Below are 21,983 nucleotides of genomic sequence, written 5' to 3'. Positions count from 1 at the left end.
CGCGCAACACCGCGTCCAAACGGACCAGCATCGACTCGGTGAAGACATCACGCCGATATTTCGGGACAAAGACAAGGTGGTAGTGAAGTCGGTAAACGCATGACCTGCCAGTTCTCCAGGGATATTCGCCACTCATAGTCTTGACTCATCAGGGGGATGGCGCTAGCCTGGAATCATTGTCCTGTTTATGCAACCAGGTCCCTTATGGCACAGCGCGGTTTTTCATTAAGTATTTCGGATCGCCTGTCTTCACGACAGGCGACCGCCTTTGCTCAATGGATAGGTGGCGCGAATGTGCTGCGTAATTGTAAGGTGCGTGAGTATCGTGACTTGCTGGCGCAAGGCCGAGGAACCGAGATCAACCAGGCGTACGCCCCGATCAAGCAAGCCCCTGACGTTGCCTTCCTGAAAGACATCCCTCCTCAGATACTGCGTAACGCTGCCAGCTCGGCCTATGCCGATGCGGAAGCCGCCCGAAAAGGGATTTCCAGGTTTCCCAAGGTCAAAGGCCGAAACAAGAAACGTAGCGGTATCATCACCCAGGAATTGTTTGATCGTCAGCCTGTCGCAAGCGACAAGACTCAGGTGACGATCTATGACTCGGCAACCAGGAAGCGCACCAAGCTGTTTTCTATCACCGTGCCTTATTCGTCTGCGTCACTGAGCAAGCAGTTCATCATCAGCCGCCAGGGACGCAGCTTCACGTTCTCTGGCCCACTGGATGATGGTCAGACCTGCCCTGACAACGAGGCGCTACTCAACGACGTTGCGTACCTCGATGACGACAAGCTGCTGGGTTATATCACCGGACTGGATGGCGGTGTTGCCCGCCCCCTTCAGGCCTGCAATGGCACGATCTTCGACTACACCCCGGAAGAAAAGCGCCAGCTTCGGCGGCATAACGACCGGATCAAGCGGCTTCAGGCAGCCCTCAGTGGCAAGAAGCGTCGCAATGGCAATAAGTCCAGGCGCTGCGCGTCGAACAATCAGCGTCATCTCGCCAACCAGATATCCACCCTGCATGGCAAGATTCATCGACTGCGCCGGAATTTCGCGCATCGCGTGTCGCGGAGCGTCGTGGAAACGTCGTGCGAGATCATCTGTGTGGAAGACCTCAAACTCAAGGCGATGACCAGGCGGGCGAAGAAGAAAACCCAAGGCCGCCAGAACCTTAAAAATGGGGCAAGGGCCAAGTCCGGGCTTAACCGCAGCCTGAACAATGTCGGCCTGGGGCAGATATACACACTGATCAAATACAAGGCCAATGCCCGGAACAAGGGCTTTCTCAAGATCAATCCGGCGTACACCTCGAAGGAGTGTCATGCCTGTGGCAGCCGCAACACCGAGCGGCCCACTCAAGCCGGGTTTCATTGCCTGGCATGCGGCCTCAAGGCCAATGCGGACGAGAATGCCGCCCGCAATATCGCCAAGCGAGGCGTCAGAGACATCAAGAGCGGAGCGTTTGCTGCTAAGGCAAAACCGCGCAAGACCATTGCAAGACGGCGTAAGAAGCACCTGGAGAGTGATCTTCCCCTGGTGGGCGAACGGCCATCAGGTAAAAAATCAGAAAGCCGAGAGGACGGTCTGGCCAGGTTGGCAGCCTCCCACGTCTCGATGGTCGAGACGTCTGGAATAAGCCCCGAGACCTCGGGCAGTCTTCATTTGCCTCACGTTGAGGCAGCGCCGCTTTCTACAACAAAGGTCGACCCGTCAGGGTAGACTGGAAACCTCCTTGCTTTAGCTGGAGGTAGTTCATCCCTTGCTCATCAATTCTCGCACAGCGCTTGATGGGCTCCGTCCCGGGTCACTTCATGGCCGGAGGGCAGTGAGGCCTCAGGGTTTAGTAACCAGGCAAGAATATCCTTCTCGGTACGCTCGCGCTGGGTGTAGCGCGTCAGCATGTGGTATCCCTCCGGATAAAATGCGATCCGAAACCCGTCTCGCTGCGGCAGCTGACCGAGAAGGGCGCAGATCGCTTGCGGTGGAATGATGTCATCGGTGTCACCGTAAAGAATCAGGGCCGGGGGAGGCAGGACCAATGCGCGTTTGAGCGCTCTATCCATGGTGTGGGTCAGGCCATGCAAAGTATCGACGCGGGCATGACGCAGTATTAGCGGATCTTCAGCCAGTTGGCGTTTGATTTCGGGGTCGTCGGTAGGTTCGATACCCAGGTTGCGTACCCAGTTCCCGGAAAAACGCATTGACGGAAATAGACGTATGCCTAACCACAGCCCTAGGCGCTGATACCAAGGCATGGCCTCCCATCCCCACACCGCCGGAGCAATCAAGACGCTACCCGCCACCGGCGGAACATCTTCACCCGTCAGCACCAGTATAGTCACCGCGGCACCCATGCTCTCGCCTACCAGATAGAGTGGCGTGTCCGGATGTCGCTTGCGTAGCAGTTTGGCAATGAGCGTGGCATCGTCAACCAGGCGCTGGTGCCCGGGCCAGATGCCTCGTTGCCGGGTAGCGCCGAAGCCGCGCTGGTCGTAAGCATAGACCTCGATCCCATGCGACGTTAAGGCATCGGCGAGTATCGAAAAACTGCCCCCATGATCATTGAAACCATGTATTCCCAGTATCACCGCTCGTGGCTGTGTTCTTGCTTCTACGGCTCGATCTTTCTCTGTTTGTCGCTTCTCTGACAGGCCCTCGTTAGTCCAATGATGCAAGGGGAGCCGGTAGCCATCCTCAGCGATTACCTGCTGGTCTTCGATGCGCGCCTTCTCGGTACCTGGCCCGGGGTGTTGTCGAGCGGTTTGCGACAAGCAACCGGCCAGGGTAATTGTCACCATTACGACGGGTATCGAGAAGAGTCGCTTCATCTTGTCGCCTCTCTGTCTGGGGTATGGGCCATTGAGTGCCTCAGGTTAGCCAGCCTGGCTTTTCCCTGCTTTGAATAGAACAGCGAAGCCGTCTACTTTTAAAACACAAGATAAATAGAAAGTTAAGCGAAGAGACTGTCTGAACGTGTCGGCAGCATGGAGGCAACATGACCTGGAATGTTTTCGTAGTGGGATATGATGACCTGGGTAAGGAATTATTGCCCAAGTTGCGACATGTGGAGGACTACCATTTTCATGGCCTATTGCCGCTGGATGAAGTGGTGCATGCCGCCAACTATGATTTCGATCAACTGGTAGCGGATGCCCGGCGGGAGCTGGAAGGTTTTTCCGGTGTGGTGGATGCCATCGTGGGTTACTGGGATTTTCCTACCAGCGCTTTACTGCCGGTACTGCGAGAGAACTTGGGGCTGCCCGGACCCTCGCTGGAGGCAGTGTTGAAATGCGAGCATAAGTACTGGAGTCGCCTGGAACAGTCCAGGGCGATACCCGACTGCGTGCCGCCGTTCCAGGCGGTCGATCCTTTCGATGACAATGCCGTCGACTCCATCAAGATTGACTATCCGTTCTGGATAAAACCCGTCAAGGCGCATTCGTCACACCTCGGTTTTCTGATCGAAAATGCCGCGCAGCTTGAATCCGTGCTACCCACCATCCGCAAGGGTATCGGGAGTTTCGGGAAGCCTTTGAATCAGGTGATGAAATACCTCGACTTGCCCGATGACATAGCCCCGATAACCGGGAATCAATGCATCGCCGAGGGGATTATCTCCGCAGGCTGGCAATGTACTCTGGAAGGGTTCGTGCAGAATGGTGACGTTCAGGTGACCGGAATGATCGACACTGTGCGGGATGAGAGCCACCGCTCGGTGTTGTTGCGTTACGAGTATCCCTCCGCGCTTCCCGATGACGTCCAGCAACGGATTATCGACTATGCCCGGCGGGTGATGACCCGAATTGGTTACGATAACGCTCCCTTCAATATCGAGTTTTACCATGACCAAGAGAATGACAAGCTCTGGCTCCTGGAGATCAATTCGCGTCTATCACGCTCGCATGCGGCGATTTTTCAGTTGGTGGATGGTGCATCGCATTTTCAGGTGATGGTTGATCTGGGGATAGGCATCACGCCGCGCATGCCTCGCGGTGAAGGCCGCTACCCGTTGGCGGCCAAACAGATGCTGCGGGTTTTCGAAGATGGCATCGTGCGTCGTGTCCCCTCTGAAGCAGAAATCGAACGGGTCAGACAAGCATTCCCGGGCACGATTTTCCATCTCAATGTACGCGAAGGCATGCGCCTGTCGGAGCTTTTCCATCAGGATTCCTATTCCTACGAACTCGGCGTACTGTTTGTCGGCGCCGAAAACCGAGACGACCTGGAAGAGCGGATCGAGCAGTGTCGCGATATGTTGACGTTTGATATCGAGCCGTTGTCGGATTCATGAGCTGGCCTATCAGGAGAGAGCTCAATGAAAGAGGTAACAGACTTTCCCCATCGCGTTGAGTGCCGTGACCCGGTATGGATTCCCATGAGTGACGGGGTCGAGCTCAATGCGCGCCTGTGGCTCCCGGAAGACGCCGATGAGCGGCCGGTGCCCGCGATTCTCGAATATATTCCTTATCGCCTGCGCGATGGGTCCGCGCGGCGAGACGCCATGCATCACCATTACTTTGCCGGGCACGGCTATGCGTCGATCCGTGTCGACTTACGCGGCAGTGGTGATTCCGGCGGTTTGCTGAAAGACGAGTACCTGGAGCAGGAATTGCTCGACGGTGAGGAAATACTGCGCTGGCTGGAAGATCAGCCCTGGTGCACCGGGCGTGTCGGAATGATCGGGATTTCCTGGGGCGGGTTCAACGGCTTGCAACTTGCCGCTCGGCAGCCTTCCGCGCTCAAGGCGGTGGTCAGTATCTGTTCTACCGATGATCGTTATGCCGATGATGTGCACTACATGGGGGGATGCCTGCTGGGGGATAACCTTTCCTGGGCATCCACCATGTTCGCCTATAATTCATTGCCGCCCGACCCCTCGGTGGTGGGCGATGCCTGGCGCGAAATGTGGCACGAGCGTCTGGAAGGCAATGATCCCTGGTTGATCAACTGGCTCAAGCATCCGCACCGGGATGATTTCTGGCAGCATGGCTCCATCTGTGAAGACTTTTCGAAGGTGAAAACGCCGGTATTGGCCGTGAGTGGCTGGGCGGACGGCTATTCGAATGCCGTCAAGCGGCTGGCAGAGTACCTGCCCGAAGTATGCAAAGGGCTGATTGGACCATGGAGCCACAAGTATCCGCATCTGGGTGAGCCAGGCCCGGCCATCGGCTTTCTGCAGGAATGTCTGCGCTGGTGGGACCAGTGGCTCAAGGATGAAGAAACCGGGGTCAAGGAAGACCCGGCGGTCAGGGTCTGGATGCAGGACAGCATTCCACCCACCACCAGTTACGGCCACCGCCCCGGTCGCTGGGTGATGGAGCCGAGCTGGCCTTCTCCGGATATTACCACCTGGCATTTGCCGTTGGCACAAAGAGCATTATCCATTGACGGCACTCGAACGGATGAAGAAACGGCGCTGACCGTTCAGTCACCGTTGAGCTGTGGGCTGTTCGCCGGCAAGTGGTGTTCTTATGCGGCGGGCCCTGATCTGGCCCATGACCAGCGTGAAGAAGACGGGGGAGCCTTGACCTTCGATAGCCCCCCCTTGGAGCAGACGCTGGAAATCATGGGCGCGCCGGTGTTTGAAATGGCATTTTCGGTGGATCGACCGGTGGCCATGGTGGCGGTGCGCCTTTCCGATGTCGCGCCTGATGATAAAGCCACACGAGTGACCTACGGTTTGCTCAACCTGACTCACCGAGAGAGCCATGAGTCACCCGCGCCACTTGAGCCTGGTCGTCGTTATACTGTGCGGGTCAAGTTCAATGACGTGGCTCAGGTATTTCCTTGTGGCCATCGGCTGCGTCTATCGATTTCCACCTCCTATTGGCCGCTTGCCTGGCCACCCCCCGAGCACGTTCGTCTTTCGGTAATACAGCGCGATAGCACCCTGGAATTACCGGTACGAACGCCCCGGACGGAGGATAAGCAGCTGGCCTTTGAAGAAGCCGAAGCCGCTCCCACGATTCCGGCGAAGCGTCTCGAACCCGACCATCATAATTGGTATATGCATCGTGACTTGGCCGAGGATCTCTCTACCCTTGAAGTGATCAACGACAGTGGCACCATTCGCCTGCAGGACTCGGGGCTTGAAGTGCAGACCAAGGCAGTGGAGTGCTACCGTTCGAAAGATGATGATTTCGACAGTGTGGTGGGGGAGACCCGTTGGGATCGTTCATTAAAGCGCGGTGACTGGGAGGTCCGAACCGTCACCCGGACGATACTCACCTCGAACTCGAAGGAGTTTATGGTGCATGCCACCCTAGATGCCTACGAGGGCGAGCAGCGTGTCTATTCACGAAACTGGGATGTCAGCATACCGCGTAAGCTGGTTTAGGCTGGGTCTTAGCCATTGTATCCAGGTTTTTGCGGCAACCTTTCATCTATGTCCAGTTCGTCATCTATGCCCGGTTTGTCATCGATGTTCGGCTTGCCAATTTGCAAGCCAGCCGGGAAATTGATCGGCAGGCATCGGGCGGGCGATGCCGTAGCCTTGCGCAAGGAAACAGCCCAGCTCCACGAGTGCCTGGGCATGTGCCATGGTTTCCACGCCTTCGGCAAGTACCGGGCGTGAGAACTTCCTGGCCATGAACACGATGCTTTCGACGATCGCTCGGTCATCCTTGCTCTCGAGCATGTCGCGCACAAAATCACGATCGACCTTGATCAGTTGCACCGGCAGCTGGCGGAAATACGCCAGCGAAGAATAACCGGTGCCGAAGTCGTCCAGTGCGACATCAATATGCAATTGCCGGCATTCTTTCAGCACTTCCAAGGCGGTCTGCATATCGTCGAGCGTGGCGGATTCGAGAATTTCCAGGGAGAGCAAGTGGGGGAGAACGGCGGGGTAAGCTGCCAACAGAGCCTTGAGCTGCGACATGAAACCCGGGTGGAGGAGGTGTTGTGGGCTTATGTTGACGCTGATTGGCAGGCTGATCCCGTCGGCTTGCCAGGTAACAAGCTGCTTGAGTGCAGCTTCTATTACCCATTCCCCAAGATGGAATTCCAGCTCGCTACCTTCGATCAAGGGAAGGAATTCAATCGGGGGAAGTAACCCTCGCTCCGGATGTTGCCAGCGAATCAACGCTTCGACCCCGATGACCTGATGCGTCTTGAGATTCACCTGAGGTTGATAATACAGCCGGAACTCATTGTTATGCAGGCCCTTGGCCATGTGCCGCCGTTCCTGGTTGCGCTCGCGGGTCGAGAGTTCCTTGGCCGGGTCGTAATGGGTGGTGTTGGCGGCGCCTAGCGCCTTGGCCTGGTAGAGTGCTTGATAAGCATGGCGAATCAAGGTGTCCGGGTCGGCACTGTCTTGCGGATAATGAGTGATGCCGCTGCTCGTGGTGACTTTCAACCGCTGGCCTTCGATGGTGAAGGGCAGGCCGATAGCATCTACCAAGGGTGGCGTGGGCAAATCAGTGGGCCAGATCACGACAAATTCGTCGCCGCCTAATCGACCGACGATGCCTATTTCGCCTATTGCCTCCTGCAGGCGTTTGCCCATCAGTTTGAGTACACCATCCCCGATGTCATGCCCTAGAAGGTCGTTGATGCGCTTGAAATCATCTAGGTCGAGTACCTGAACCAGCAAGGTGGCGCCCTTGTAGTCTGCTTGGCGAGTGAAATGTTGCAGCTTTTCGTTGATCAAGCGCTGGTTGGGCAAGCCGGTCAGCTCATCCAGATAAGCGGCGCTGTAAAGGGCGTCGGCATGCGCCTTGGCAGTGCTGATATCGGAATGAATGGAAATGAAGCCGCAAGCCATATGGTCCATGGGCGAGAGGGGGTTGCAGTTGACATGCACCCAGTACGTTGAACCGTCCTTGCGATAATTGAGCAGTTCTCCTTCAATGCTTTTGCCCTGCGCCAATGCCCGCGAAAACCGGCGCGAGGTTTGCTTGTCGGTCTTGGGTCCTTCCAGTAAATGGCTGGGCCTTTGACCTTTGATTTCGTCAAGAGAGTAACCACTCAAACGGCTAAAGCTTTCGTTGATCCACTCGATTCCCCCTTGCGCATCGGTGATCATTACCCCGTTGCTGGTTTGCTTGGCCACCATGGAGAGTCGCGCTATAGCCTGCTGATCCTGACGGTAACGACGCTGAATGCTCAGGTTCTTGATTAACTGGCCGATGCTGCCCAGTAATGGCGCAAGAAACTCAATCAAGGCATGCGTATAGCCTTCGGATCGGTTGGCCAGTCCCAGCATGGCAATCGGCGTATTATCCACCAGGATTGGAATGCCAAGAAAGGCATTCAGGGGAGGGTGCTCAAGAGGAAGGCTACTCTCAATATTGGTTTCAGGCGCATTGGAAATCACCACCTCGCCTTGGTGCATGGCAAGGCACAGCGCGCTATCAGGATGGTTGAATGCCATGTCCACGCTGGAGTGATCAGCAAAGAAATCGTGATATGTCTTCTCAGAGACATTATCGGTAATAGCATGGGTCTTGAGAAAACGACTGCCATCCTCGCGACATTGAATTTCACCGATAAAGCCGTACTCACTTTCGGTGAGCTCCAGAATATCTTTCAACAGCTGCTCGAAGGCGAGTTGATTATCGCTTTCTTCGAGAAAACAGGCTTGAGCACGCAGAATCGCATGTTCCAACGACTGCTGGCGAAGCAGGCGAGCCTCGACTTCCTTGCGCGAAGTAATGTCGCACATGGTGCCGATCAGACGCGTTACCGCGCTGTCGACCACAATCGGATAGGCGGTGATTCTGACCCAGCGTAAATTACCCTGAGCGGTATTGAGTTGGTAGGTATCGCTGAAAGATTGCTGTTGGTTGATGACTTGATTCAGTGCCTGGGTCAGGCTCCTCCGGTCTTCAGGCGCATAGGCGGCCAGGCGCTCGAATAAACCGGCATCATTATCCGGGCTGAGCTCATAGAGGGCATAAATCACCTCATTCCAGTACATGGAACGGGTCGCGACATCCATTTCCCAGACACCGATACCCGCCTGTCGTGTGGCACGCTGGGCGCGTTCGGCAAGACGGTACTCAAGAATCAACATGATCTCACTGGCAAGTTGTGCCAGGAGGTCGCGCTGATCATCACTGAGCTTCTTGGGGTGACAGCTGAATACACACAGGGAGCCGAGGCACAGACCATCAGGTGTGAGAAGCGGCACGCCGAAATAGAACACTAGAAACGGCGCTTCGATGACCCAGGAGCTGGTGGCGAAACGCGGATCGTCACGGGCGTCGGGAATTTCCAGCAGCTTGCCGCTAGCGACGACATGAGCGCAAAACGAAGTTTCCCGGGGTGTCTCGCCCTTTTCGATACTGCCATAACGGCTTTTGAACCACTGATGCTGCTCGTCGACCATCGAAATCAGCGCATAATCCGCTTGGCAGAACACCGCCGCTAGACGCGTAATGTGATCCAGCTCCAGGTCGTCACTACGGTCATTAAGCAAATAACGCTTCAACGCCCGTAATCGCTGGGGCTCATTGGATGGAATAGATGCCGGGAGCATACGAAGCCTGTGCAGTAGCGTGCATGTTTTTGCCTACTTTCCATTATGTTGCTGGCGGTGTCTAGCCTGTCGACAAAACTGAGCGAACGGTGGAGTATGGCATTTTACTTACTTGCACGAGAACTCATTGATGAGCCTGGTTGAACTTTTTTCTCGTACTTTGGATATCACTCTGCCGGTATTTGCCATGGTATTTATCGGGCTGGGGCTTAAGAAATTAGGCTGGATTGATGCCGCCTTTGTAACCACCGCTTCGACCCTGGTATTCAAGGGGACATTGCCGGCACTGATTTTCCTGAGCCTGATAAAGGCGGACCTTCAAGTGGCCCTGGATGTTGAGCTGTTGCTGTTCTTTGCTTTTGCCACGCTAGGCCAGTTCCTGCTGAGTTGGGGGTGGGCGCATTATCGAGTACCCGCGGCCGACAGAGGCGTCTATGTGCAAGGCGCATTTCGTGGAAATTGTGGTGTGGTGGGGCTGGCGCTGGCGGCGGGCATGTATGGCAACTACGGGCTTTCGACAGGTAGCCTGCTCCTGGGAGTGGTGATTTTGATGTATAACGCTCTCTCGGTAATCATACTTTCAAATTACCAGCCTGAGCAGTCCACGAATTGGCGCAGCCTGTCATATAACATGGTGAAAAATCCCTTGATTCTGGCAGTGCTGGTGGCGCTTCCTTTTACTGCCTGGGAAATTCCATTGCCTAGTTGGCTGATGACCTCCGGCGATTACTTCGCTTCCTTGACGCTGCCGCTGGCACTGATTTGTATCGGCGCCACACTCTCGGTTAGAGAGGTGCGCAAAGGCCAGGCAGTGGCGTTCAGCGCCGCCAGCATGAAGATGCTGGTGTTGCCGATAGTGGCCACCATCGCCGCTCGGCTGTATGGCTTTTCCGGGCGCGAGTTAGGGCTGTTGTTCCTGTTCTTTGCCAGCCCCACTGCCGCGGCAAGCTTCGTGATGGTAAAAGCGATGGGCGGCAATTCAGCGCTTGCGGCCAACATCATTGCGCTCACCACCTTGATGGCCAGTCTCACGGTTACTCTTGGGATTTTCGGATTGAGCCTGCTCGGCTGGATCTAAGGCGGTGGTTGGCCTGGAGAGGCCAAGAAGTTATACTACCGGCCCTTCCAAGTCCCTGTAGCTCAGTAGGATAGAGCAGCCGCCTCCTAAGCGGCAGGTCGCAGGTTCGACTCCTGCCAGGGACGCCAATAAAATCAGTTGCTTAAAGTTTTATCCCTACTGAATTTCTTCTTTTGGTTCTGGTCCCCCTCCGTCTGAAAAGTCCTGATTGCTATGTATGGCCATCATGACATGCAAGGCGTGGCGGGACGTTACGAGCCTTCCGACAGTCTCAGGGGCGGCGGTTTGCTGCTAAAGTGGGCCTTCCACTCGCCTAATCTTTTCGAGGAGACCCCATGAGACTGCAGCACGCCACCTGGCAGGAGGTGGAAGCCTACCTGACCCGCCACACGGGCATCATCGTGCCGATCGGTTCTACCGAGCAGCATGGCCCCAACGGCTTGGTCGGCACCGATGCGATCTGCCCCGAGGCGATTGCCTGGGCATTGGGGGAGCGCTACGAAGTACTGGTGGCGCCGACCCAGAACATCGGCATGGCCCAGCATCACCTGGCCTTTCCCGGCTCGCTGAGTCTGGCCCCCAGTACCCTGATCGCGGTGCTGCGCGACACCATCGTGTCGCTGGCCCGCCACGGGTTTACCCACGTGTTCTTCCTCAACGGCCACGGGGGCAATATCGCCACCATCAAGGCCGCCTTCGCCGAGGTTTATACCGCACGCAGCCTGTCCGGTGCCGACCAACCGCTGAATTTGTCGTTGTACAGCTGGTTCACTGGGCCGCGCGGTCGCGAACTGGCGCAATCGCTGTACGGCGATGCCGAGGGCAACCATGCCACGGCCTCGGAGGTGGCGCTGTCGTGGTACGCCGCCGGGGTCGAGAAGTCGGTGGCGATGTCGCCGCAGCTGGCGCCCAATGGCAGTGCCGAGTGCGACGCCGATACCTTCCGCCGGCGTTTTCCCGATGGCCGCATGGGCTCCGACCCCTCGCTGGCCAGGGTTGAGCATGGCAAGCGTTTCCTGAAGACCGGCGTGGACGATGCCTGGGAAGCCTACCAGGCGTTCCTGGTCAGTTGATCTTGGTTGCCAGTCGCCCTCGTTTCATCGAATCATGATGTTTTATTGCCCTTAGGAGACCCCCGCATGCCGATCGTCACCATTCAGCAGTTTCCTCGTGACCTGGAGCAGAAGCGTGAGCTCGCCGCGCGCATTACCGCGGCCTTCGTCGATGTCTATGACGCCGATCCGGCATCGGTGCAGGTGTTTTTCAATGAGGTCGATGGCGAGGATTGGGCCAAGGGCGGGGTAATGGGCTGCGACGTCCAGCCCTAGTCCCGAGCCGATCCCATGGCGAGAACCCTGTTGTCACTGGTGCGGGTCTATGCCCTGATGGTGAACCTTGGTCCCGTAAGTGCGATAACCGCAAGGGAAAATGTCTTGAGCTATTCCGTGCGGCTCACGCCATAGATACATTTTCCCGCCACGAATGTCTGCTGCGGCTGGAGTTCATGGTCGAGTAGCGTCACATCGGCCTCGAATCCGACAGCTAAACGCCCCTTGCTGGTGTGTAAACCCAGTACCCGGGCCACGTTGGTGGAAATCAGTCCCAAGGCCGATTCGAGAGGCAGTACCCCTTCACGAACGAGGCGCTGCCAATCCGCAATCAAGGTGGTGTTTTTGGCTACCTTCATTCCCAGGTACGTTCCGTTGGCATCGAATTCCGGCAAGCTGCCGTTGCAATCGGAGCTCATGGTGATGCGCTGCGGGGCTACGCCGCGCTCCAGTAGCCGGAACACCGCGTCGAAACCGGAAAGGCCGTCACCGGCATCTTCAAAGGCGGTGACGTCGACGCTGGCGTTGAACGCCAAGGCATAGTCGGCGGCCTCCTCGAGCAAGGCAGGATGGCGATTCACATGGGTGGGGATCACCTGATCGGCGGGAATCTCGGTCTCGGATAGCAATCTGCGCAGCGGCTCCAGCCCGCGCTTTCCATCACCGATATGGAAATGGCAGATACCCCGCTTGCCGGCCAGCATGGCACCGATACGAGTATCACTGACGATCCGTTCGATTTCATCCTGGCGTGGCTGGCTCGAACGATGGTCCGAGATGGCGATTTCGCCCAGGCCGATGACCTCGGGAATCCAGGCCAGATCGCGCTGAATGTCGCCGGTCAGGGTGGGAGGCGGGACACGATAGGCACCGGTATACATGAAGGCCGAGATGCCTTGGGCATTAAGCCCGCGTACCTTGGCCAGCAGATCCGCCGGAGAGCGGCTGATGCCGTCAGTGCCGAGAACACCCACCACCGTGCCAATGCCCATCGCCGCAATTTCTCGTGCGGTAATTTCCGGGCAGCGGGTACCACAACCGCCTTCGCCTCCGCCCCCGGTGACATGCACATGCTGGTCGATGAAGGCGGGAACAGCAATAAGATCGCGGGCCTCGACCACCTGTATAGGCCAGTCCTCGGGGATGCCGAGGTCGTTTCCCAGGGCGATGATTTTTCCTCCCGCCATGAGGATGTCGGTTGCCTCGAGGTGCTCAGGCGAAAAGATGCCACCGACACGCAGCAGGGTCATGAGCCCGGGGTTACACGCATTGCGGGGTATCATGACCGGTCACCCGCGTCACTACCCGTGGTTGAGGTATCCGGCAGGAAGCGGCGCCCACGCAGGCGCTCGGTGGCGCTCTCGACGTCATCGATCAACAGTACCAGCAGGTCGCCCTCCCTGGCCTCATTGAACGCTCTGTCGACGGCGTGATGTTCTTTCATGACCACCTCGACTCGGCAGGTGCCGGGGCTGGACTCCGCCCCAGCGCGCAGCAGGGTGGCGGTTTCACCGGCGGGGCGGCCTCGCGGATCGGTTTCATACAGAAAGACAATGTCATGCATGCTGGCCAGCTGAGCGCCCAGGCTATACAGGTCCTCGTCACGACGGTTGCCCGGGGCGCTGGCCACGCAAATGCGCCGCAGCGCGGGGATACGGCTCACGAGTTCGCTCAAGGCTTCAAGCGCCGGTACGTTATGGCCGTAGTCGATCAGCACTTTTATGTTGCCGGCGTCGATAAGATTGGTGCGTCCCGGATTCTGCCCCGGCGTCGGGTGAAACGTCTGCAGGCCCAATTGGATATCGGCAATGCTTAGCCCCAGGGCATAGGCCACGGCGCTGGCGGCCAGGGCATTGGCAACATTGAAAGGGGCATGGCCTTCGAAGGTAATCGGGGCATCCGTCACCGAAATAATGGAGGCTTCGACATTTCCTTGGCGCAACACGATGCAGTCGTCATGAACCGTGAAAGCGATCCCATGGGCTTGCACATGCTGGCGGACAGGCGCTGAGTCGGGGTCGAGAGAAAAGTAGATCACATTTCCTCTGGCCCATTCCCTGCCCGCCAGCACGCGCGGATCATCGGCATTGAGCACGGCCGTCCCTTCCGGGCTGACCGCATCGATCACCACGGTCTTGCAGCGTGCCAGCTCATCCAGGGTATGGATGTCGTTTTCCCCCAGATGATCGCTCGCAATGTTTAGCAGTACGCCGATCTGGCATTCATCGAAGCCCAACCCGCGCCGCAGGATGCCGCCTCGCGCGACTTCTAGCACGGCATACTCGACGGTAGGCTCGCGGAGTACGGTAGCGGCTGCCTGTGGCCCGCTGTAATCGCCCCGCATGATGGTATGGTTGTCGATCTCAATGGCGCCTGTGCAGGCCGTGCCGACACTGCGTCCCGCCTGGCGAAGCAAGTGCGAGATCAAACGCACCGTGGTGGTTTTGCCATTGGTGCCGGTCACCGCAACGATGGGTATCCGTCCGGTGTTTTCACTATCTGGAAAAAGCATCTCGATAACGTGATGCCCGACATCCCGGCCTGTGCCATGGGTCGGTGAAAGATGCATGCGAAACCCCGGACCAGCGTTGACCTCGACCACCGCGGCAGATTGTTCTTCCAGGGGCATCGTCAGGGTTTCTGCTAGCAGGTCGATGCCGATGATATCGAGTCCGATCAGGCGGGCGATGCGCTCTGCGGTGTACCTCACTTCAGGATGGACATCCTCGGTGACATCCGTCGCCGTGCCCCCGGTGCTCAGGTTCGCCGTGGACTTCAGGTAGATGATCTCGTCTTGCGCGATGACAGTATCCAAGGTCAGATTTTGCTGAGCTATCAGCCGATGCGACTGATCGTTCAGGTGAATCCGTGTCAGCAGGTTTTCATGACCGATACCGCGGCGCGGATCCTGGTTTTCCCTGTCGATCAGCGCCTGCAGCGTCGCCTGACCATCGCCGACCACATGTGCCGGGCGCCGCCTGGCGGCAGCGACGAGCTTGCCATCGATCACTAGCAGCCGGTGATCCTCGCCCTTGACGAAACTCTCGACGATGACCGATGAATTCTGAAGAGATGCGATGGTAAACGCCTCCCGCAACGCCGGTTCGTCGGAAATGTCCGTGCTGATGCCGCGGCCGTGATTGCCGATCAGCGGTTTTACGACAACGGGATAGCCGATATCGAGAGCGGCCTCTAGCGCTTCCTCGAGCGAGTGGCAAACGCGCCCGAGCGGCACGGGAATCCCGGCCTCGCCGAGCACTTGCTTGGTCCAATGCTTGTCATCGGCGATGCCGTGGCTGATCAGACTCGTGCGGCAAGTCACCGTCGCCTGGATTCGTTGCTGACGGCAGCCGTGGCCCAACTGGACATAACTGCTGTCCTCGTCAAGGCGAATACAGGGAATCCCTCGGCGTACGGCGGCATCCACGATCGATGCCGTGGATGGCCCCAGCATATGGGCGTCGCGCACCTGCTTGAGACGGCTTACTGCCGAGGCGATATCTATCTCGTCGCCATTGAAGAGCCGGGCGACGATATCGACGGCTTCCACTCCCGCCGCCAGACCGCAGGCTTCGTCCCGGTAACGGTAGACGACGTTATAGATGCCGGTTTCGTAGGAATCGACCGTCTTGCCGTAGCCCACCGAAAAGCCGATCAAATTCTGTAGTTCGATCGCGACATGCTCCACCACATGCCCGGCCCAGGTGCCCCGTTCGAGCCGTTCCAGAAACCCGCCGGCCCGCCCCACCGAGCAGCGGTGTTCGTACAGGGTCGGCAAAAGTTCGGTGATGCGTTCTGCGATGCCGGGAACGGTATCGCTCGGCCGCCCCTCGAGTTCACCAATGTCCAGTCGCATGAAGATTGCCGGATAGCGGCTATAGAAATTCGGACCGCGTAGCGCCCGATGCTCAAGAATGTTCATTGCGCTTGCCTCTCCGCCAGGATGGCATCGAGATCATCGGCGACGAGATAGCGCCGTGCATCGATATCGTACCCATGGCCACTGACCATGGCATGCAGGATCATGTTCTCGACGGCGACCGGTTCGCCCATGGCCAGTTCCGCGATATTGGAACTCGCCAGATCCCGGCTATCGATGATGATGACGTGCCCTGGCCCGATGGTTTCCAGGATGCGGTTCGGATGAATGATCACAGCTGCATCCTCGCCAATGCCGATACCCAGCTGCTCCGGATTGCTGGCACCCACTTCCATGAGGCGCGTGAATCGCCCTCGCTCGAGGAAGTGGCTGTCGATGATCACCCCGCGAACGAAGCCGAGACCGAAGCTCATGTTGACCGCCCCCTTGCGCAAGGCGTCTGCCGCCGCACCATTATAGATCATGGTGCTTGGCATGGCTGCGGCACCGGCACTGGTCCCGGCCACGACGGCGCCGGCCTTCAAGCGCTCGCGGATGGCTCGAAGTGTGGCTGAGCCGCCAAAGACATTGGTCAGGCGAAGCTGATCCCCGCCGGTGAAGAAAATCACGCCACTTCGCTGGATAAGCCGGACATTGTTGGCATCGGCGGCTTGTTGGCGGTCCTGGATGTCCAGCGCATGGACTTGACTTGCGCCCAAGCGAGTAAAGACTGCTTCGTAGGAGGGCAGGAGTTGTTCAGGAATGCTACTGGCCGTGGCGATGATAGCGACTTCGTCACTGTCTTTTGGAGCAAGTTCGAAGACCCGCCGAAGGATGATGAGTTCGGACGTCTTGTCCTCGGCTCCGCCAATGGCCACGATGTGGCCGGAAACGGTAGGGTGGAGTGAAGCCATATCCCATTCGCCGCCAAGCGACGCTTTTGAGGAACGCTGAATCATTGCCGATATCGGCAATGTCGTATTGTGTGATGCTTTAACCCATATCTTCACTTATAACAGCTGAAAACCGCCCTCGCCAGATTAATAACGAACCCTCGGCCTGACTAAATTCCTCCTGTGGAATAGTGGAGTTTCTGCTCTCTTGTGTATTGTCCCGGCGCAGCAACGATAACCCGCTATGCTTCGATAAAAGGGTCTTCCCAAAGCCTTGATCGAACGTCAGGACGGGCAAGCGCCAACCCTGCTGCACTACTAATCTCTTCTGCACTACTAAATAAAGCGGCGAGGACAGCAACAGCCGAGCTTGCGCCAGGAGGCGATCATGAGTGTTCGGAATATTTTCGTTGTCGGGCTGGATGAACACAATCGTAAACGACTCGAGCATTTACGCGGGGCTGAGAATTACCGCTTTCATGGCGTGATCGAGCCAGCGGAAGTCTATGATACGGAGATCTTTCCTATCGAAGATATGCTCGCCAGAGCCGAAATCCAGCTGAAAGGGTGCGGTGAACCTATCGATGCCATTATCGGCTACATGGATTTTCCCGTCTCGACCATGCTGCCGCTGCTCTGCGAGCGACTGGGGACGCGTTCCACCAGTCTTGAAAGTTTGCTCAAATGCGAGCACAAGTATTGGAGTCGTCTTGTCCAGCATGAAGTGATTGCCGATTATATTCCCCGCTTTACCGCCTTCGACCCCTTCGATGCCCAGGCACTGCAGCAGATAGGGGAGGCGGGATTGTATTTTCCCTTCTTCGTCAAACCCATCAAATCGTCAGGCTCGCGGCTGGGCTTTCGCATCGAAAGCCCCGAAGACTTCGCCCATGCCGTAGCGCGGTTATGTGAAGACATCGGGACGATTTCAGAGCCTTTCAATTACGTGCTGGAGCACGCCAGCCTGCCCGACGACGTACGCTCGGTCGATGGCGGCCACTGCATGGCGGAAGAGATTATCGGCGGGTGGCAATGTACGGTCGAGGGCTACGTATTCCAAGGTGATGTCGTTCCTTATGGCATTGTCGATTCGATGCGCTATCCGCAAGTCCTGAGCTTTTTCTCTTATCGCTACCCGTCCCGCCTGCCTGCGCCTATTCAGGAAAAGATGCAGCAGTTGACTCGTACCATCATGACCCATATCGGTTACGACAATGCGGCTTTCAACATCGAATACTTCTGGGACGAAGTACAGGATCGTATCTGGTTGCTGGAGATCAACACCCGCATTGCACAGTCGCATTGCGACCTGTTCGAAAAGGTCGATGGGATCAGTCATCAGCAAGTGACCGTGGACCTGGCGCTGGGACAGTTGCCCGACATGCCTTACCGCCAAGGGGCATACAAGGTCGCAGCGAAATTCTTCTACCGGGTGTTCTTCGCCGACGCCACCGTCAGCCAAGTACCGAGTGCCGAGGAGATCGAGACACTGCAGCGAGCATTTCCCGGCACCATGATCACGCTACAGGTCGAGGTCGGTATGCGCCTGTCATCCCTGCCTGAGCAAGACAGCTACAGTTTTGCCCTGGCTTATGTGTGGATGTGCGCAGACGACGACGTCACGCTGGAAGAGAACTACGCACGACTTGCCGAGCAGCTGCATTTCGCGTTCGAGGACATCGTCGGCTGACGTGGTCTCGTCGCGGGCATCAATTATAAGAAATCCAGTGACGAAAAAGGGAGCAGGCTCATGCATATCGTCAGCGATTTTCCCCGCGAAGTGCAGGAGGAGGAGGGTTGGATCACGCTGGCCGATGGCTGCCGGCTAGGCATACGTATCTGGCGCCCGGTGGATGCCGAGAGCGATCCGGTGCCGGCAATCCTCGAGTACCTGCCTTATCGCAAGCGAGACCTGACGGCGGTACGCGACGTACAGACGTACGCTTACTGGGCCGGCCACGGCTACGCCGGGGTGCGTGTGGACATCCGCGGCTGTGGCGAGTCGGACGGCGTGCTGACCGACGAATACCTGCAACAGGAACTCGACGATGGCGTCGAAGTCCTGCACTGGCTGGGTGAGCAACCCTGGTGTACCGGTGATGTCGGCATGATCGGCATCTCCTGGGGCGGGTTCAATGGCCTGCAGATCGCGGCACTCCAGCCGCCCGAGCTGAAGGCTGTTATCACGCTGTGCTCGACCGACGATCGTTACGCCGATGATGTCCACCACATGGGGGGCTGCCTGCTCGGCGACAACCTGTCATGGGCCTCGACCATGTTCGATGGCAATACCTGCCCGCCCGACCCGCTATTGGTCGGTGAGCGCTGGCGGGACATGTGGCTGGAGCGCCTTGAGCACAGTGGGCTCTGGCTGGCTACCTGGCTCCAGCATCAGCGCCGCGACGAATATTGGAAGCATGGCTCGGTCTGCGAAGACTTCTCACGCATTCGCTGCCCTGTGTATGCCGTTAGCGGCTGGGCCGATGGTTACTGCAATGCCGTGTTCCGGTTGCTCGCAGGGCTCGACGTGCCACGCAAGGGCCTGGTCGGCCCTTGGGCGCACATGTATCCCCACCTTGGCGTTCCTGGCCCGGCCATTGGTTTTTTGCAGGAATCGCTGCGCTGGTGGGACTATTGGTTGAAGGGCAAGGAAACGGGCATCATGGACGAGCCGATGCTGCGCGTATGGATGCAGGAATCGGTTCCGCCGTCGGCCCGCTACGAGGTACGGCCGGGGCGCTGGGTTACCGAACCGTGCTGGCCCTCGTCGCGGATCGAACCGAAACACTTTTGCCTCACCAGTGGTCATGACCTCTTGCCTGTCCCGCAGGATCCCCCAGCTTCCATATCGGGCGACGATGTGCCTCTTACCGTGCGTTCGCCGCTGTCGGTTGGGCTGTATGGCGGCAAGTGGTGTTCCTACAATGCCCCGCCGGATCTGCCTCACGATCAACGCGACGAGGATGGCGGTGCGCTGATATTCCAGACGGCACGACTCGATCAAGACATCGAGATTTGCGGACAAGCCATTGTCGAACTCGATATCGAAGCCGATCAGCCGGTGGCGATGGTGGCGCTACGGCTCAGCGACATAGCCGAAGACGACAAGGCGACCCGGATTACCTATGGCCTGCTCAACCTGACCCATCGTGACAGTGATGAATTTCCCCAGCAGCTGGAGCCCGGCAAGCGTTATCAGGTGCGTGTACCGCTTAAACACATTGCGCAGAGATTTCCCGTCGGCAACGCCATGCGGCTCTCGCTATCTACCAGTTACTGGCCGCTGGCCTGGCCGTCGCCAGTGCCCGTCAAGCTGACAGTGCACCCTGCCGGCTGCCGACTGATCCTGCCATGCCGCGAACCCCGGCCTCAGGAAGAAGCCGCACTGCCAGCATTCGGCCCGCCGGAGGCCGCGCCGCCGCTAGCGGTGACCCTGATCCAGCCGAGCGAGGAAGCCTGGCGGGTGATACGTGATCTGGCCAGAGATCAAACCACACTCGAAGTCATCAATGATCTCGGTACCTTGCGTCTCGATGATATCGATCTGGAACTCTCGTCACGGGTCGTCGAGCGCTATACCTATGCGTATGGAAAGTATGACAGCCTGAGCGGCTTGACCGAGTGGGAGCGCAGTTTCCGACGCGGCGACTGGGAAGTGCGCAGCGTGACCCGTACCTTGATGACCTCCGACGCAGCAAGCTTTCGCTTGCGTGCGACGTTGGATGCTTTTGAGGGCGATAGTCTGGTTTTTTCCAAGAGTTGGGACGAGGAGATCCCACGCGACCTTGTTTGAGGCTTTTGCTGCCCGAAAAACTACTGCCCCGGCAGTGTCAGCGGGCCCGCACGCTCTACCACTCGCTGCCACGCTGAATCGGCGTCGATACGCTCGACAAAAGCCGCAATCGCTGGGTAGTCGTCAAGCGATTGAGACATCGCCAGCGCCTGTAGCGGGAAGCTCATTTGCACATCGGCTCCGCTCGGCCAAGTGCTAGAGAACTGCCGGTGCGTGGCAAGGTGGCTTTCTATCATGGCCAGGTGCTGGGTTAACTGCGGCGCGATGAATCGCTTGTTCACCGTGTCGTTAATGCCCTTGGCAATCGGTTTGATCACCCACGGCGACTGTTTGGGTAGCTGAGCGAACACTAAGCGCATGACTAACAGCGGCATCAGCGAGCCTTCCGCGTAGTGCATCCAATAACGATAGTTGGCCCACTCCGCGATATTGTCACTGCTTGGCTGGCAGCGGCCCTCACCGTAGCGGCTAAGCAGGTAGTCGATAATGGCGCCAGATTCCGCCACCGTTATCTCACCATCGGTGATGACCGGCGACTTACCCAGCGGATGAACGCGCTTGAGGGCCTCAGGCGCAAGCTGTGTATCGCTATCACGCTGATAGGTGATGATTTCGTACTCAAGCGCTAGCGTTTCCAGCAGCCAGAGAATGCGATGTGAACGCGACTTTTCCAGGTGATGAACGCGAATCATATAGAAGCTCCAAGCGATAGGCAGGCCGGTTAAAACGGCATCGGTAAGAAAGAGCTTAACATTCTCATCGCATTGAACCCATGTAGTGCCAGAAGGACGTAAGCGGTGGTCGGTTGCTTATTGCGCTTCGGCGCAGGGTCTCGTTCCATGTCTTATACTGACAAGGCACCTTGTCTTGGCAGGAAAGACCTATATCGATTCAGGAGGCTTCATGCTGGAAAGCAAGCTAGACGAGAATCAAGGCATTATCACGCTCTATCCCGGCGATGAGCTGCGCGAGGCGGATTTCGAGTACGTTACGCGCCTGGCAGATGAGTTTCTTGAAAAGGGTGGGGAAATAAAGGGAGTGATCATCAATGCCCGTGACTTTCCGGGCTGGGAATCCTTCAATGCCATGCTCACACACTTTCGCTTTATCCGTGATTACCACGAGAAGATTCCCAAGGTCGCCCTCGTGACGGACTCCGTGGTCGGCAAGGTGGGCGAGAAACTGGCCGATCATTTTGTCGCTGCCAAGCTCCGGCATTTTCCCTTTGACGACTTGAAAGACGCACAACAGTGGATTGTTGAAGGGAAGGGTACGCAGCAAAGGTGAGGTCTGCAGAAAATCACAAGTAGAAGGGCCTTGCAGAGAGGGGCTTGCGCAACCTGAGCAGAGCCCCTTTAAATGCTGGCTTGATCAGTATCTTCTTGGTCTTTCGGACAAGAAGACGATAGAGGTACATAGTCACCGGAGTATTCATCGTTTTGCGCGGGAAACCCGGTTGCTTTAGCGCCGGGAGGGATAGCGCGTCGTGCGCAGCACGACTCGGGGTTCCCTGTCCGCGCCTCCTTTAGTGTTGGATGGTGGGTAGTGGGT

16 protein-coding genes and 1 tRNA gene are annotated in these 21,983 nt (G+C 57.5%); 10 read left to right on the top strand and 7 right to left on the bottom strand.

The features are described from left to right. Positions 1–136, bottom strand: a 136-nt coding sequence (locus DU506_RS22870) for a transposase (protein ID WP_181870809.1), incomplete at its 3' end; no start/stop codon positions are given. Between the two features lie 20 nt (positions 137–156). Between DU506_RS22870 and DU506_RS18025 the strand changes: the two genes are divergently transcribed. Then, positions 157–1,719: an RNA-guided endonuclease InsQ/TnpB family protein gene (locus DU506_RS18025; RefSeq protein ID WP_114488263.1), complete on the top strand. Its 1,563-nt coding sequence runs from the start codon at positions 157–159 to the stop codon at positions 1,717–1,719. Between the two features lie 47 nt (positions 1,720–1,766). Here DU506_RS18025 and DU506_RS18020 read toward each other — a convergent pair whose 3' ends face one another. Next, complete coding sequence (locus DU506_RS18020) at positions 1,767–2,828, bottom strand: alpha/beta hydrolase (RefSeq protein WP_114488262.1); 1,062 nt, start codon at positions 2,826–2,828, stop codon at positions 1,767–1,769. Between the two features lie 167 nt (positions 2,829–2,995). On the opposite strand from DU506_RS18020, the gene DU506_RS18015 reads away from it, so the two are divergent. Then, positions 2,996–4,291 (top strand): ATP-grasp domain-containing protein, encoded by a 1,296-nt coding sequence (locus DU506_RS18015; protein ID WP_114488261.1) that lies wholly within the window; start codon positions 2,996–2,998, stop codon positions 4,289–4,291. 24 nt (positions 4,292–4,315) lie between these two features. Further along, complete coding sequence (locus DU506_RS18010; protein ID WP_114488260.1) at positions 4,316–6,337, top strand: CocE/NonD family hydrolase; 2,022 nt, start codon at positions 4,316–4,318, stop codon at positions 6,335–6,337. A gap of 78 nt (positions 6,338–6,415) precedes the next feature. Here the strand turns inward: DU506_RS18010 and DU506_RS18005 are convergent, their stop codons facing one another. Next, positions 6,416–9,481 carry a sensor domain-containing phosphodiesterase gene (locus tag DU506_RS18005; protein WP_114488259.1) on the bottom strand — a complete coding sequence of 1,022 codons (3,066 nt, stop codon included), beginning with the start codon at positions 9,479–9,481 and terminating at the stop codon, positions 6,416–6,418. A gap of 130 nt (positions 9,482–9,611) precedes the next feature. On the opposite strand from DU506_RS18005, the gene DU506_RS18000 reads away from it, so the two are divergent. The 4 genes from DU506_RS18000 (at position 9,612) to DU506_RS17985 (ending at position 11,887) form a co-directional block, all read left to right on the top strand. Further along, positions 9,612–10,559 (top strand): AEC family transporter, encoded by a 948-nt coding sequence (locus DU506_RS18000; protein WP_114488258.1) that lies wholly within the window; start codon positions 9,612–9,614, stop codon positions 10,557–10,559. Between the two features lie 51 nt (positions 10,560–10,610). Continuing rightward, positions 10,611–10,687: transfer RNA gene (locus DU506_RS17995), tRNA-Arg, on the top strand. Positions 10,688–10,894: 207 nt separating this feature from the next. Further along, positions 10,895–11,632: a creatininase family protein gene (locus tag DU506_RS17990; protein ID WP_114488257.1), complete on the top strand. Its 738-nt coding sequence runs from the start codon at positions 10,895–10,897 to the stop codon at positions 11,630–11,632. Positions 11,633–11,698: 66 nt separating this feature from the next. Further along, positions 11,699–11,887, top strand: a complete 189-nt coding sequence (locus DU506_RS17985; protein WP_114488256.1) for a tautomerase family protein — start codon at positions 11,699–11,701, stop codon at positions 11,885–11,887. Positions 11,888–11,997: 110 nt separating this feature from the next. Here the strand turns inward: DU506_RS17985 and iadA are convergent, their stop codons facing one another. The 3 genes from iadA to DU506_RS17970 are packed head-to-tail and all read right to left on the bottom strand — an operon-like array spanning position 11,998 to position 16,660. After that, positions 11,998–13,170 carry a beta-aspartyl-peptidase gene (gene iadA, locus DU506_RS17980; protein WP_114488255.1) on the bottom strand — a complete coding sequence of 391 codons (1,173 nt, stop codon included), beginning with the start codon at positions 13,168–13,170 and terminating at the stop codon, positions 11,998–12,000. Continuing rightward, positions 13,167–15,809 carry a cyanophycin synthetase gene (gene cphA / locus DU506_RS17975; RefSeq protein ID WP_114488254.1) on the bottom strand — a complete coding sequence of 881 codons (2,643 nt, stop codon included), beginning with the start codon at positions 15,807–15,809 and terminating at the stop codon, positions 13,167–13,169. Before cphA ends, iadA begins: the two co-directional genes overlap by 4 nt. Next, positions 15,806–16,660 carry a cyanophycinase gene (locus tag DU506_RS17970; RefSeq protein ID WP_114488264.1) on the bottom strand — a complete coding sequence of 285 codons (855 nt, stop codon included), beginning with the start codon at positions 16,658–16,660 and terminating at the stop codon, positions 15,806–15,808. Before DU506_RS17970 ends, cphA begins: the two co-directional genes overlap by 4 nt. Positions 16,661–17,027: 367 nt before the next feature. On the opposite strand from DU506_RS17970, the gene DU506_RS17965 reads away from it, so the two are divergent. Both DU506_RS17965 and DU506_RS17960 read left to right on the top strand, forming a co-directional pair. Next, the gene (locus tag DU506_RS17965; RefSeq protein WP_114488253.1) at positions 17,028–18,329 is read left to right on the top strand and encodes an ATP-grasp domain-containing protein; all 1,302 of its coding nucleotides are present in this window, start codon (positions 17,028–17,030) and stop codon (positions 18,327–18,329) included. A gap of 60 nt (positions 18,330–18,389) precedes the next feature. Then, a complete protein-coding gene (locus DU506_RS17960) occupies positions 18,390–20,432 on the top strand; it encodes a CocE/NonD family hydrolase (RefSeq protein WP_114488252.1) in 2,043 nt (680 codons plus the stop codon). Between the two features lie 20 nt (positions 20,433–20,452). On the opposite strand, the gene DU506_RS17955 is transcribed toward DU506_RS17960, so the two are convergent. Continuing rightward, positions 20,453–21,124 (bottom strand): glutathione S-transferase, encoded by a 672-nt coding sequence (locus DU506_RS17955; protein ID WP_114488251.1) that lies wholly within the window; start codon positions 21,122–21,124, stop codon positions 20,453–20,455. Between the two features lie 211 nt (positions 21,125–21,335). On the opposite strand from DU506_RS17955, the gene DU506_RS17950 reads away from it, so the two are divergent. Further along, positions 21,336–21,719, top strand: a complete 384-nt coding sequence (locus DU506_RS17950) for a SpoIIAA family protein (RefSeq protein ID WP_114488250.1) — start codon at positions 21,336–21,338, stop codon at positions 21,717–21,719. Positions 21,720–21,983: the final 264 nt, after the last annotated feature.

It is taken from the genome of Vreelandella rituensis (assembly GCF_003336665.1).
Classification (GTDB): Bacteria; Pseudomonadota; Gammaproteobacteria; order Pseudomonadales; family Halomonadaceae; genus Vreelandella; species Vreelandella rituensis.
This window is presented reverse-complemented; position numbering and strand designations above follow the sequence as displayed.

Coding starts and splice junctions, on each gene's coding strand:
- DU506_RS17970 (WP_114488264.1), bottom strand. CDS start 16,660: ATGGCTTCACTCCACCCTACCGTTTCCGGCCACATCGTGGCCATTGGC.
- DU506_RS17955 (WP_114488251.1), bottom strand. CDS start 21,124: ATGATTCGCGTTCATCACCTGGAAAAGTCGCGTTCACATCGCATTCTC.
- DU506_RS18005 (WP_114488259.1), bottom strand. CDS start 9,481: ATGCTCCCGGCATCTATTCCATCCAATGAGCCCCAGCGATTACGGGCG.
- DU506_RS18015 (WP_114488261.1), top strand. CDS start 2,996: ATGACCTGGAATGTTTTCGTAGTGGGATATGATGACCTGGGTAAGGAA.
- DU506_RS17950 (WP_114488250.1), top strand. CDS start 21,336: ATGCTGGAAAGCAAGCTAGACGAGAATCAAGGCATTATCACGCTCTAT.
- DU506_RS17990 (WP_114488257.1), top strand. CDS start 10,895: ATGAGACTGCAGCACGCCACCTGGCAGGAGGTGGAAGCCTACCTGACC.
- DU506_RS18025 (WP_114488263.1), top strand. CDS start 157: ATGGCGCTAGCCTGGAATCATTGTCCTGTTTATGCAACCAGGTCCCTT.
- iadA (WP_114488255.1), bottom strand. CDS start 13,170: ATGATACCCCGCAATGCGTGTAACCCCGGGCTCATGACCCTGCTGCGT.
- DU506_RS17965 (WP_114488253.1), top strand. CDS start 17,028: ATGAGTGTTCGGAATATTTTCGTTGTCGGGCTGGATGAACACAATCGT.
- DU506_RS18000 (WP_114488258.1), top strand. CDS start 9,612: ATGAGCCTGGTTGAACTTTTTTCTCGTACTTTGGATATCACTCTGCCG.
- DU506_RS18020 (WP_114488262.1), bottom strand. CDS start 2,828: ATGAAGCGACTCTTCTCGATACCCGTCGTAATGGTGACAATTACCCTG.
- DU506_RS17985 (WP_114488256.1), top strand. CDS start 11,699: ATGCCGATCGTCACCATTCAGCAGTTTCCTCGTGACCTGGAGCAGAAG.
- cphA (WP_114488254.1), bottom strand. CDS start 15,809: ATGAACATTCTTGAGCATCGGGCGCTACGCGGTCCGAATTTCTATAGC.
- DU506_RS18010 (WP_114488260.1), top strand. CDS start 4,316: ATGAAAGAGGTAACAGACTTTCCCCATCGCGTTGAGTGCCGTGACCCG.
- DU506_RS17960 (WP_114488252.1), top strand. CDS start 18,390: ATGCATATCGTCAGCGATTTTCCCCGCGAAGTGCAGGAGGAGGAGGGT.